Annotated in this window: 12 protein-coding genes and 1 riboswitch; all 12 genes read left to right on the top strand. The window is 56.9% G+C overall.

Annotated elements, in window-relative coordinates:
* The first annotated feature begins 3 nt into the window (after positions 1-3).
* Positions 4-1,785: a Stk1 family PASTA domain-containing Ser/Thr kinase gene (gene pknB / locus QZ177_RS01545; protein ID WP_294175290.1), complete on the top strand. Its 1,782-nt coding sequence runs from the start codon at positions 4-6 to the stop codon at positions 1,783-1,785.
* 21 nt (positions 1,786-1,806) lie between these two features.
* Complete coding sequence (gene rsgA / locus QZ177_RS01540; RefSeq protein ID WP_037367476.1) at positions 1,807-2,691, top strand: ribosome small subunit-dependent GTPase A; 885 nt, start codon at positions 1,807-1,809, stop codon at positions 2,689-2,691.
* Complete coding sequence (gene rpe, locus QZ177_RS01535) at positions 2,688-3,332, top strand: ribulose-phosphate 3-epimerase (protein WP_006192401.1); 645 nt, start codon at positions 2,688-2,690, stop codon at positions 3,330-3,332. The genes rsgA and rpe overlap by 4 nt, the downstream gene beginning before the upstream one ends.
* A gap of 17 nt (positions 3,333-3,349) precedes the next feature.
* Positions 3,350-4,024, top strand: coding sequence for a 7-cyano-7-deazaguanine synthase QueC (gene queC / locus QZ177_RS01530; RefSeq protein ID WP_006192400.1), 675 nt, complete (start codon positions 3,350-3,352; stop codon positions 4,022-4,024).
* 10 nt (positions 4,025-4,034) lie between these two features.
* Positions 4,035-4,853, top strand: coding sequence for a GTP cyclohydrolase FolE2 (folE2, locus tag QZ177_RS01525; protein WP_294175289.1), 819 nt, complete (start codon positions 4,035-4,037; stop codon positions 4,851-4,853).
* Between the two features lie 39 nt (positions 4,854-4,892).
* A complete protein-coding gene (locus QZ177_RS01520; protein WP_294175288.1) occupies positions 4,893-5,894 on the top strand; it encodes a lysylphosphatidylglycerol synthase transmembrane domain-containing protein in 1,002 nt (333 codons plus the stop codon).
* A gap of 113 nt (positions 5,895-6,007) precedes the next feature.
* Positions 6,008-6,258: riboswitch (cobalamin riboswitch) on the top strand.
* 228 nt (positions 6,259-6,486) lie between these two features.
* The gene (gene nikB / locus QZ177_RS01515; protein WP_294175287.1) at positions 6,487-7,428 is read left to right on the top strand and encodes a nickel ABC transporter permease; all 942 of its coding nucleotides are present in this window, start codon (positions 6,487-6,489) and stop codon (positions 7,426-7,428) included.
* Entirely contained in the window at positions 7,428-8,240 is an 813-nt protein-coding gene (gene nikC, locus QZ177_RS01510) for a nickel transporter permease (RefSeq protein ID WP_294175286.1), read from the top strand. Before nikB ends, nikC begins: the two co-directional genes overlap by 1 nt.
* A gap of 24 nt (positions 8,241-8,264) precedes the next feature.
* The gene (locus QZ177_RS01505) at positions 8,265-9,815 is read left to right on the top strand and encodes an ABC transporter substrate-binding protein (RefSeq protein WP_037369483.1); all 1,551 of its coding nucleotides are present in this window, start codon (positions 8,265-8,267) and stop codon (positions 9,813-9,815) included.
* Between the two features lie 18 nt (positions 9,816-9,833).
* Positions 9,834-10,622, top strand: coding sequence for an ABC transporter ATP-binding protein (locus tag QZ177_RS01500; protein WP_294175285.1), 789 nt, complete (start codon positions 9,834-9,836; stop codon positions 10,620-10,622).
* Entirely contained in the window at positions 10,612-11,592 is a 981-nt protein-coding gene (locus tag QZ177_RS01495) for an ABC transporter ATP-binding protein (protein WP_294175284.1), read from the top strand. The genes QZ177_RS01500 and QZ177_RS01495 overlap by 11 nt, the downstream gene beginning before the upstream one ends.
* Before the next feature lie 139 nt (positions 11,593-11,731).
* Entirely contained in the window at positions 11,732-13,063 is a 1,332-nt protein-coding gene (locus QZ177_RS01490) for an MATE family efflux transporter (protein WP_294175283.1), read from the top strand.
* Positions 13,064-13,091: the final 28 nt, after the last annotated feature.

Raw genomic sequence — 13,091 nt, 5'->3', positions numbered from 1 at the left:
GCCATGGAACAACGCATTTTAGGCAATCGCTATGAGCTTGTGGAGCTTGTTGGAAGCGGCGGCATGGCTGATGTATATAAGGCGCACGATAAACTGCTCGATCGAACGGTCGCGGTCAAGGTGCTGCACGCCCAATTCGCGAGTGACGCCGAGTTTGTAGCACGCTTTCAAGCTGAAGCACAGGGAGCCGCGAAGATGTCGCATCCCAACATCGTCAATATCTACGATGTCGGGCAGGAGGGAAACGCCCACTACATCGTTATGGAATACGTTTCGGGGCAGACCCTGCGCGAAGAGCTTGATGCGGGCGGACGCCTGCCCGTTGCCACGGCGCTCGCCATTGCGCGTCAGATTGCCGAGGCTCTGCATCATGCGCACAAGAACGGTCTTGTCCACTGTGACATCAAGCCGCACAACATCCTCGTGATGGAGGACGGGCGCATCAAGGTCGCCGATTTCGGCATCGCTCGCGCCGTGAGTTCGGTCACGTCGACGTATACAGGCAACATCGTTGGCTCCGTGCATTATTTTTCGCCGGAGCAAGCGAAGGGCGCTTCGATCACGCCGAAGTCAGATGTCTACTCCCTCGGCGTCGTTCTCTATGAAATGCTCACGGGCGAGTTGCCCTTCACTGGTGAAACCCCCGTTGGCATCGCCTTGAAGCACTTGCAGGAAGAGCCTCTTTCCGTCTGCGCCATCGACCCGTCGATTCCGCCATTCGTCGAGGCTCTCGTTGCGGAATTGATGGCAAAGGATCCGAATCGGCGGCCCGACAGTGAAACCGTCGTGCGGCAGATCGCGCAGGATGAGGCGATGCTTGGCGGCTCGGCATCGTCGCTGCTCGATCCCTATGCGACGCAGGTATTGCCGCGCGTGCGTGAGGCCGAGGTCGATTCATCTCTTTTGTCAAGACATGGGCAGGAAGAGCGGCCTTCCGTGCATGTTCCGGATGTCGGGCATGGCGGTGCAGCGAAGAAGGCATACCGCTCCAAGGCCTTCCTTTTCATTCTGTTCCTCGTATTGTTTTTTGGCTTCTTTGCAGGCGCATTCCTTTCCTATGGAAAGTTTTGGAGCGGTGCGGAAGTCGTCGTTCCCGATGTGACGGGACAGACGCTGGCCGTCGCCAAGCAGAAGTTGGAGGACAAGAAACTGCGCGTGGACATCGCGGAGATGTACGATTCCAATATACCGGCAGGGCAGGTCGTCAAGCAAGATCCCGAGGGAGGTTCGAAGGTCAAGGAAGAGCGCCTCGTGACCATCTACGTGAGCAAGGGCGGCGAGGAAGTCAGTATGCCGGAACTCAAGGGGATGCAGAAGTCAGCGGCAGAGAGCAAGCTGACCGGAGCGGGCTTGAAACTCGGCGTCGTGACGGAAGAGTTCTCCTCGCAGCCTGCGGGGAGCGTCATCGGACAGGACCCGCGTGCGGGATCGAAGATCAGCAAGGGGCAGGTTGTCGACCTCGTGATCAGCAAGGGCGAGCGTCCGCGCAAGGTCTCCGTGCCGAGCGTCGTCGGCGGCGCGGAATCAAGCGCCAAGGAAGCGATCAAGAACCGCGGACTTCATGTAGGCTCCGTCACGAAGGAAGCGAGTTCGCAGGCGGCAGGCACGGTCGTGCGTCAGAGCCCGGCGGCAGGCAGCGAGGTGGAAGAAGGCACGGCGGTTGACCTTGTGCTTGCCGCCGAAACGGAAAAGAAGTCTTCGAAGACGAAGGAGCGCGCGTCGGACGACAATGCAGGCGACAAGACGCCGAGCAAGGACGCAAGCGGCGGCAAGTCGAACCGCTAGCAAGTGGGAGAGGAGGACGGTTTGTTGCAGGGAAAAGTGCTCAGAGCGCAAAACAGTTTCTTCTACGTGGCGACACGAGAGGGGCTTGTAGAGGCGAAGCTGCGAGGCCGCCTGAAAAAGGAACGCATTGCCGTCGTACCGGGCGATGACGTGGAGCTTGAGCTTACAGAAGGCGGCGCGGGCGTCATCGAGCGGCGCTGTGAGCGAAAGAGTCTTTTGCGCCGCCCGTTGGTCGCCAATATCGATCAGGTCGTCCTCGTATTCGCCGCACGCGAGCCGGATATTAATCCCGTGCTCATCGACCGTTTTCTCGTGCTTGCCGAGTGGTCGAAGATCGAACGCATCGTCCTCTGCATCAACAAGATGGATTTGCTGGAGGGCGATGAGGCGGAGATTCCTGCCCTCGCCGCGCTCTATCGCGAAATCGGCTATCCTGTATGCCTGCTGTCCACTGTTACAGGGGAAGGTGTGGCAGACATGCAGTCTCTTGTCGAGGAAAAGACGAGCGTGTTTGCCGGCTCATCGGGTGTAGGAAAATCCTCTCTCTTGAACTGCCTCGCGCCGGGCATTGCCCTTTCTACGGGCGCTGTCAGCGAGAAGATCAAGCGCGGCAGGCATACGACGCGAACGGCGCAGCTTCTGCCGTTCGCCGGAGGATTCCTCGTCGATACGCCGGGTTTCAGCGCTACGGAGCTTGCTGAGATCGAGCCTTGTGCGCTCCCGGGGCTTTTTCCCGAATTTCGTTCCTTTTTCGGCGCTTGCCGATTTCAGCCCTGCACGCACAGCCACGAGCCGGGCTGCGCCGTCAAGGAAGCCGTGCAGGCGGGAAGAATTGAAGACTCACGCTATGCTTCCTATTTGGAAATGCTGCAGCAGAGTGTACAGAGAAAGAAGGTATATCGATGATTCAAGTGGCGCCGTCGATTCTCTCGGCGGATTTCGCGCATCTTGCCGATGAGGTACAGCGCATTGAAACTGCCGGGGCGGAGTACGTCCATATCGATGTCATGGACGGCGCTTTTGTGCCGAACATCACGTTGGGCGCTCCCGTCGTGAAGTCGCTTCGCAAATGCTCTGCGGCGGTTTTTGATGTGCATCTGATGGTCGAGCGCCCGGAAGCGCAGATCGCCTCCTTCGCCGAGGCCGGTGCGGACGTCATCACCTTTCATATCGAGGCGGTGCGTCATGCCCATCGCCTCGTACAGGAGATCAAATCTCTCGGCTGCAGGGCGGGCGTCGCGCTCAATCCTGCGACGCCGCTCGTCATGCTCGAAGAACTTATGGCAGACATCGACATGGCGCTCATCATGACGGTCAATCCGGGTTTCGGCGGACAGAAGTTCATTCCGTCGATGCTCGAAAAAATCGCGCTTCTGCGTCATACGGCAGAAGAAAATGATTTCGCTCTCGACATCGAGGTCGATGGTGGCATCAATGCCGAGACGGCGCCGCTCGTGAGAGAGGCGGGGGCGAACATCCTCGTCGCAGGCTCTGCCGTCTATGGGGCGAGCGATATAGAAAAAGCGATTCAGGCGATTCGTGGCTAAAGGAGGAGGAAACGCGAATGGAAAAGGCGGTAGTGCTGCTTTCGGGCGGACTTGATTCGACGACCTGCATGGCCGTCGCAAAGGAGCAGGGGAAAGAACTTTATCCCATCAGCTTTGACTATCATCAGCGTCACAGCATCGAGCTGGAAGGCGCGAAGAAGATTGCAGCTTTTTACAAAGTGAATCGTCATTTGATCATCGAGACGAATATGGAAGCGATCGGCGGCTCGGCGCTGACGGACGACAGCATCGCCGTGCCCGAGGGCGACGTTTCGCGCACGTCGGTTCCCGTGACCTACGTGCCTGCAAGAAATCTGATCTTCTTGAGTTATGCGCTCGGCTATGCCGAAACCATCGGCGCGCGCTCCGTCTACATCGGCGTCAACAGCGTCGACTATTCGGGCTATCCCGACTGCCGTCCCGAATTTATCCGGCATTTTCAGGCCGTCGCGGACTACTCGACGGAAGCGGCCTCCGAAGGAAAGCGCATCGAGATCGTCACGCCTCTGCAGAATTTGTCCAAAGCCGATATCGTGCGCTTGGCGACGCGTCTTGCCGTGCCGTTGGAGCTTACGCACAGCTGTTACAGCGGCGGTGAAAAGGCGTGCGGCGTCTGCGACAGCTGCAAACTGCGCCTGCAGGGCTTCGCGGCTGCCGGCATAAAAGACCCGATCGAGTATGAAAAACGCTGAAGAAACGATGATGAAAGACATACAGAAAAGCGCGGATATGCGCGGCATCGACATACAGCATGTCGGCATCAAGGACGCCCATCTGCCGTTTCGCATCAAGACGAAGGCGGGCGATTTCCAGCAAGTCACAGCGCGCATCCGCTTTACGGTTTCCCTTCCCAAGGAGTACAAGGGCACGCACATGAGCCGCTTCTTGGAAATCTTGCAGCAGTGGTGCGACAAGCCCGTAGCGGAAGAAGAGATGGAAGCCATGCTGCAGGACGCGCTTCATCGTCTTGAAGCAGAAACGGCGAAGCTGCGCCTTTCCTTCAAGTATTTCATCGAGAAGGAAGCGCCGGCAAGCGGCAAGAAATCCGTGCTCGACCTTGATTGCTTCTTCGAGGGCGAAAAGCGTGCGGGCGAGGCGATGTCGTTCCGTCTCGGCGTCACCGTGCCTGCGACATCCCTCTGCCCGTGCAGCAAGGCGATCTCGCGCTACGGTGCGCACAATCAGAGGAGTCTTCTGCAAGCAATCGTCGAGTTCAAGCCGCCCGCGCCGTGCATCTTCATCGAGGATCTCGCCGCGCTCATGGAAGAGCAGGCGTCGTGCCCGATCTATCCGCTGCTGAAGCGTGAAGATGAGAAGTATGTGACGGAAAAGGCATACGAGCAGCCGAAATTCGTCGAGGACATCCTGCGCGACCTCGTGCTCGCCCTGCGTCCTTTGCCCGGACTCTTTTGGTTCTCGCTTTTCTGCGAGAATTTTGAGTCGATTCACAATCACAGCGCCTATGCGAGTCACGAAGAATATGTGAATTGCGAGGCGCGGACAGCCGGCAAAGAGCAATGAGCTGAGAAACTGCGCCGGGCCGCTCTGAGGAGGTGTCAAATGAAGGTGTTCTGCAAGCGTTTCATCGTACCGCTGCTGCTCGTTTTCTTCATCTCGGGCGCTGTCATCTATTCGACAGTCGACATTCATACGTTGAAAAATCTCACGGCGTTCCAGCCGTGGTCCATCGCCCTTGCGCTCCTATGCGTGAGCCTTGGTCTGACGCTTGACGGCACGCGCCTCATGCACCTCGTGAAGATCTCGGGCGAGCACATCACGCTGGGACAGGCGGTGCAGGTGGTCTTCGGCAACTACTTCCTCGCGCTTCTGACGCCGGGGGCAACGGGCGGCGCTGTGGCGCAGCTCATGTTCCTGCGCCATGCAGGCGTACCGGCGGGCAAGGCGACGGTGCTCGTCATCGTGCGAACCCTCGTGTCCATCCTCTTCCTTATATGCTGCATGCCGTTCATCTTCCTGCACGACGCAGGCATCCTGCCCGGCGTGGACAATCATACGCTGATGCTCATCTCCGTCATCGCCTTCGTCGTCATCGCACTCATCGCGCTTGCCTTTCGCGCGAATGCGTTCGACTACATCGTCCTGCGCCTGACGAAGCGACTGAGCGCGAAGCGCAGCAAAAAGCTGATCTCTTTTTATCGTGATCTCAAGACGGGCGTGCATCTCCTCGCTTCCTCGCCCAAGAGCATGCTTCGCATCTTTTTTGAATCAGGCTTGAGCCTCATGTTCATCTATGCCATCGTTCCGTGTCTTCTTCTGGGACTCGGCGTGACGGAGGCCGATTGGTACACGGTCATGGGGCGCATGATTTTCCTCAACATGCTGCTCTACTTCACGCCGACGCCCGGCGGCTCCGGCATAGCGGAGGGAGGCTTCGTCTTGCTCTTCGCCGATTCCGTGCCGGCAGGCACCGTCGGCATCCTCGCCGTTTGCTGGCGGCTCATCGCCGAGTACATCCCGTTCTTCATCGGCCTTTACTACACGCTCAAGGTCTTCGGCAGAGATTTTATGCATCGCCAGATGGAGCAGCAGGAGGATGGCTGAGCGTACAGGTATATCGCAAGGAGAAATAATGTTTTTTAAAGAAAATTTTTTCGTACGCTTGTCATGATAGGAACTTTGCTATATAATTACCGATAGTAATTAGTTTCTCAAAAATTCATACAGACGTCATAAGTGTCGCCGATGTATATCGGCGAGCGATGAGAGGAAAACGGGTGAAAGACCCATGCTGTCCCGCAGCTGTAATCGGGGAATTTGTTTCCATGGGAAACGCTGAAATCACTGTTTCTGATGAAAGTGCTAAATGCATCGGCACTTCCTGACATGTCACTGGGGAAAACCCGGGAAGACGGAAACAAACGATGATCCGAGAGCCAGAAAGCCTGCTTATGATAAGATTCATTGCTTGACTTACGAGAGATGGGGAGATGGATGCCAAGGTGTGTTCTGATGGCAGAATATGCCTTTGGTATTTTGCGCTTGCAGGAAAAATCCGCATGTCTTGTCTTGGTTGACGGACATGCGTTTTTTTACGGAAACGCCGGATAGATGGCGTTTCCTTATAGAGGCCGGCTCTGAGGATTCGGTCGCAAATGTCTTTTTTATATAATTTTTAAGGAGATGAGGTATTGCATTGAAAGGAAAAGAATTGATACGTCGCCTGTGTCAGATGCTCATCACGCTCTTCGGCGTGAGCTTTCTGACATTCAGCCTGACGTATCTCTCGCCGGGCGATCCTGCGGAAACGCTCTTGGAGGTCGGCGATTCCGTCGTGTCACAGGAAACGATCGACGCGACGCGCAAGGAGCTGGGACTCGATCAGCCGTTTCTCGTGCAGTATGGGAGATGGCTGGGCGGCGTGCTGCACGGCGACATGGGACGCTCATATTCGGCGAAGATCCCCGTGTTCGACAAGCTCATGCAGTGCCTGCCGGGCACGCTGGCGCTCGCCGTAGCTGCGACTGCCATGACGGTCTTGATCTCCCTGCCATTGGGCATCGTCGCAGCCCTTTACCGCAACCGCTGGATTGACTATGTGATCCGTGTGCTGTCGTTCTTCGGCGTCTCAATGCCGGGCTTTTGGATCGGACTCGTGCTGCTCTATATCTTCGGATTGAAGCTGCACCTCTTCCCGATTGCGGGCGGTGACATCACGGCGCGAGGCATCGTGCTTCCTGCGTTCACGCTCGCCGTCGTCATGTCGGCGAAGTATACGCGGCAGGTGCGCACGGCTGTCCTCGAAGAGCTTGGACAGGACTACGTCATCGGCGCGAAGGCGCGTGGTCTTTCCATGCAGCGCATCCTTTGGCGTCATGTGCTGCCGAACGCCTGCCTGCCGCTCGTGACGCTCCTGGGGCTTGCCATCGGCTGGCTCTTGGGAGGCGTCGCCGTCATCGAGATGGTATTCTCGTGGCCGGGACTCGGCAAGATGGCCGTTCATGCGATCGAGATGCGCGACTATCCGCTGGTGCAGGGGTTCGTGCTGTGGATTGCCATACTCTACATGCTTATCAACCTCCTCGTCGATATTTCTTACGCGAAGCTTGATCCGCGCTTGAAGAGGGGGGGACGCTGATGGCGAAGGACAGAAAACTTTTTTATCTTTATTCAGTCTTGGTCGTTCTGCTCATTTTGGCAGCGGTCGTCGCGCCGTATCTGGCGCCGTATGACCCGTATACGTCCTCGATGCAGACGTCGCTTCTGCCGCCGTCCGCAGAGCATCTCTTTGGCACGGACAAGCTCGGCAGGGATTCCTTCACGCGCATCCTCTACGGCATGAGGATTTCCATCGCCATGGCGCTCGGCATCGTCTTCATCATGTCCGTCGTCGGCACGCTCATCGGCATCATCGCCGGCTTTACGGGCGGCAAGGTCGACACCTTGCTCATGCGCTTCACGGACATGGTGCTGGCTTTCCCGGGAATCGTGCTTGCTATCGCCATCGCCGGCATGCTCGGCGGCAGCATCGCGAACACGATTCTGGCGCTTTCCGCCGTCGGCTGGACGAGGTACGCGCGACTGGCGCGCAGCCTGACGCTCAAGCTGGCGCAGCAGGACTTCCTCTCTGCCGCCGTCACGAACGGCACGCGCACTTCGATGATCATTTGGCGTCACATCGCGCCGAATCTTCTGCCGACGATCATCTTGACGGCAGCGACGGACATCGGCGCCATGATGATGGAGATTGCCGGCCTGTCGTTTCTCGGCTTCGGCGCACAGCCGCCGACGCCCGAGTGGGGACTCATGCTCAACGAGGGGCGGCAGTTCATCCAGACAGCGCCCTGGCTCATGGTCTATCCGGGCGTCGCGATCCTCATCGTCGTCGCCATCTTCAATCTCTGGGGCGACAGTCTGCGCGATGTCATGGATCCCAAAAAGGCAAATTAAGAAAGGGGTATTTTTGTGAACAAAATGAAACGATGGCTTTTCCTTGTATTCACCTTGGTATTCTCCGCCGCAATCTTCGCGGGCTGCGGCTCGGACAAGGCGGACAATTCGACGCTCAAGGTCGGCGTGACGAACTTCGCCGACAGCTTGGAGCCGACGGAGAACTATTTTGGCTGGGTCGTCATGCGCTACGGCATGGGCGAGGCCTTGGCAAAGTTCGACGAGAAGATGAACGTGCAGCCGTGGCTCGCAGAGAGCTGGAAGATCAGCGACGACCACCTGACGTGGACGTTCAAGATTCGCGACGGCGTGAAGTTCTCGAACGGCAAGGATCTGACGGCGGAAGCGGTCAAGGCGTCCATCGAGCGCGCTTTCGCGAAGAACAAGCGCGCGGAAACGTTCTTCAAGTACAAGGAAATGAAAGCGGAAGGGCAGAACCTCATCATCACGACGGAGAAGCCTGAGCCGAATATGCCGGGCTTCCTCGCTGACCCGCTCTTCCTCATCGTTGATACGACGGCGGAAGGTGAGCGCGACTTTGCGAAGCAGGGTCCGATCTGCACGGGTCCTTATGTCTGCGAATCCTTCACCAAGGAAAAGGCGGTCATGAAGAAGAATCCGCACTACTGGGACGGCGAAGTGCCGTATGAGAAGGTCGAGATTCCCTCGATTGACGATCCGAACACGCGAGCTATGGCTCTCCAGTCGGGCGAAGTCGATATGGCTGTGAACATCGGCGCGGGCGACATCGGTCTTTTCAGCGACACATCGAAATTCCACGTCGACCGCATCGCCTCGCTGCGCGTGGTGCTTGCACGCATCAACCAGAAGGGCGTATTGGGCGATCCGAAGGTTCGTGCAGCCTTCATCAGCATGTGTGACCGCAAGTCTTACAACGAGATCATCCTGAAGGGCACGTTCATCGAGGGCAAGGCACCGATTCCTCCTTCCATGGACTACGGCTTCGATCAGCTCACCGACCCGAACCACTACGATGTGGAGCGCGCCAAGAAGCTGCTCGACGAAGCTGGTTGGAAGGACACGGACGGCGACGGCATCCGTGACAAGGACGGCAAGCCGCTGAGCGTTGATTTCGTCATTTACAACAGCCGCGCCGAGCTGCCCATCTATGCGGAAGCCGTGCAGGCGGACGCCAAGAAGGTCGGCATTGACGTCAAGATCAAGAGCGTCGACTACAACCTCATCGACAAGATGGGCATCAACGGTGAGTACGACCTGCTGATTTCTAACATCACGACGGCGAACACGGGAGATCCCGAGATCTTCCTCAACTGGTACTGGCGCACGAACAAGGATGGCGACAACCCGCAGAACGGCTCGGGCTACAGCAATCCTGCGCTCGACGCGAAGTTCGCCGAGCTTTCCACGGAATTCGACAAGGCGAAGCGCCGCCAGCTCATGATCGACATCCAGCAGATCATCATGAACGATGGCGCGGGACTCTTCCTCGGCTATCCTGAGACGAACATCATAAGTTCGACGAAGATCACGGGTGCGACGATGTATCCGTCCGACTACTATTGGGTGACGAACAAGATCCGCCCGGCAAAGTAAGGAGAAAGGAAGAACGATATGCTTCTTGAGGTCAAGAACCTCCATATCCAATATGCCGGCACCGAGATGGTGCATGGCATAAGTTTTTCCCTCGATTCCGGCGAAGTATTGTCACTCGTGGGCGAGAGCGGCAGCGGCAAGACCAGCGTCATACGCGCAGTCTTGGGCTGCCTCCCCCACGAGGGGCGCGTGAATGAAGGCGAGATCATCTTTTCCGGCGTGAACATGCTGAAAAATACGCCGAAGATGTGGCGTGACATCAGTGGGCGCAACATCTCGATGATTTTCCAGGACAGCGGCAGCATGATGAATCCCATCCGCACGATCGGCAGCCAGTTTGTCGAGTACATCCTTGAGCACAGCTCGATGGATCCACAGAAGGCGGAAAAAGAGGCGAAGGAAATGCTGGACAAGATGCAGCTTCCGAACCCCGATACCATCATGGACAGCTTTCCCTTTGAGCTTTCAGGCGGCATGCGTCAGCGCGTCGGCGTCGCCATGGCGATGTTCTTTCGTCCGCAGCTCCTCTTGGCAGATGAGCCGACTTCGGCGCTTGATGTTACGACGCAGGCGCAGGTGGTCAAGGAACTGATGAAAATCTGCCGCGAGGACGGCACGGCCATCATCCTCGTCACGCACAATCTCGGCGTTGCCACCTATATGTCGGACAAAATCATGGTCATGCAGAACGGGCACGTCGTGGAAGAAGGAACGTCTGAGGCGATCATCGAAAACCCGCAGGCGAACTACACGAAGGAACTCCTGCATTCCGTGCCGCAGATCGGGGGTATGTCGTATGCCAGTTAAAAACGAAGAAGTCCTGCGCATCGAGCATATCACGAAGCGTTTCCCTACAGCTGACGGCCGTGCGCTCACGGCCTGCGATGATGTGAGTTTCTCCCTGTGCAAGGGGGAAACTCTCGGCATCGTGGGCGAGAGCGGCTGCGGCAAGAGTACGCTGGTCAAGACGCTCATGCAGCTTCATAAGCCGACGGAGGGCAAGATTTTCTTTCAGAACAAGGAAATCACATCTCTTACGGGAGAAGAAGCGCGGCAGAATCGCCGCAACATCCAGATGGTCTTTCAAGACCCCGGTACGGCGTTCAATCCCAAGATGAAGATCAAGGACATCCTTGCCGAACCTTTGCGCAACTTCGGACTTTTGAAGACGAGTGCAGCGGAAAAGGCGAAGGAGCTATTGAACCTCGTCGAACTTCCCGCAGAATTTGCCGAGCGTTATCCCGGCAATATGAGCGGCGGGCAAAGGCAGCGCGTCGGCATCGCACGCGCATTGGCGCTTGAGCCGGAAATCCTCGTCTGCGATGAGGCGACGAGTGCGCTCGACGTCTCCGTACAGGAAAAGGTCGTCGAACTTCTGGCAAAACTGCAGAAGGAGAAGGGCATCTCCATCCTCTTCATCTGCCATGACCTGGCGCTCGTCGCGCTGCTCACGCACCGCGTCGTCGTCATGTATCTAGGCAATGTCGTCGAAATCCTGCGCGCAAAGGATCTGCCCAAGGCGAAGCATCCCTATACGCAGGCCTTGATGAAGTCGGTCTTTCCGCTGCAGCCCAAGGGCAAGGCGGACGTTCAGCTTCTTCGCGGCGAGATTCCAAGTCCGCTCGATGTGCCCAAGGGCTGTCCTTTTCAGAATCGCTGTGACAAGTGCATGCCGGTCTGCAAGGAAAAGAAGCCTGCTCGCATGGAACTTTCCGATGGACATATCGTAGCATGTCACCTTTTTGCAAAAGATCAAGAAGAGACAAAGGGCGCCTGAAACGAATCGTGCAGTTGACGATGATATTCTTAAAAAGAAAAAGATTTTTATTATCGTCTTGTTGCAAGGAAGGCTTTGTTGTATAATTGGCAACGGTAATTATGTGACGAGCTGGAAACAAAGGGGCTTGGGACGATTTATGACATTGACCGCTCACGATCGCAAGTATATTGCAATCGCTATGCCTGCCGCCATGGAAGGCGTATTCATGAATCTCTTGGGCATGGCGGATCTCGTCATGGTCGGCGCCTTGGGCACGTTGTCCATTGCGGCAATCGGCGTCTTCGAGCAGCCGCGTATGGTGCTTCTGACCGTTGCGCGTTCCTTTGCCTCCGTGGTCGTGCTCTTGGTGGCACGTCATGTCGGGGCGGGAAGACGGCAAGAAGCGGGGGAGGCTCTTCTGCATTCGGTGTTCATCACGATGCCGGTTCTTGCTGTCATGCACCTTGCAGCCTTTCTCTTCGTAGACGATGTGCTTCTCCTCATGGGAGCAAAAGAGGAGTATTTCACTTTTGCACACAGCTATGCAGCGATTGCCGTTGCGGCAGTCTTCTTTCTGTCCATGGCGACACTTCTGCAGGCAGTGCTCATCGGCTTCGGCAATACGGCACTCGTGCTTGCTGTCAATGTGACGAGCAATGTCATCAATGTCATAGGCAATGCATTCCTGATTTTCGGCCTCGGGCCGTTTCCAGCGCTTGGGGTCGAAGGCGCGGCGATTGCCACGCTCTTAGGCTCGTTCTTTGCTTTCCTTGCGACACTTGTCGCGCTTTTCCGCTTGGGCATTTTTCGTGGAATGCAGAAGGTTTTTCCCAATCTGCCGTTTTTGCGGGATTTCGGCAGTCTCTTTGCCGGGATTTTCGGTGAGATGGGCTGCGAGCGCGTCGGCATGGTACTTTATTCGCGCATGGCTGTGGAACTTGGCACGATTCCCTTTGCCGTACACAGCATCTGCATGAATTTCTGCGACCTTTACTATGGCTTTGCTCAAGGTATGGGAAAGGCGAGCATGGTGCTTGCCGGCCAGTCCTGCGGCGCACGCCGCATACATGGTTGGCGCGCCTACCTGCGTGCAGGCGTCCGGTGGGGGCTGGCATTCTCTCTGCTCGCCGCAGTATTGACGGCAGTTTTCTCAACTTCCATCATCGGTTTCTACGACCGCGATCCTGCGGTCATCACCATGGGAACGCCCATCATGCTCTTCGTGGCGGCAGTGAGTTTCCCCGAGGCCTTGGCGCTGATTTTTGCCGGCGTCCTGCGCGGCAGCGGCAAAACGGGTCAGGTGGCGATGTGCTACTTTGTCAGCGTGACTTTTCTGCGTCCCATCTTCACTGCATTCCTGCTCTACGGCATGGGGCTTGGCATCTTGGGCACATGGATTGCGCTCGCCTTTGACCAATGCTTACGCGCAGCGGCATCGGGCTTCCTCGTACGGCGCGTGCGTGTCGCAGAGCTGATGGGCAAGGATTAACATGATTTATTTATGAAACATTTAGGAG

The organism is uncultured Selenomonas sp. (genome assembly GCA_905372355.1).
Taxonomy (GTDB): Bacteria; Bacillota; Negativicutes; order Selenomonadales; family Selenomonadaceae; genus Selenomonas.
Note: the sequence above shows the minus strand (reverse complement) of the source record. Positions and strands in the feature narration are given on the sequence as shown.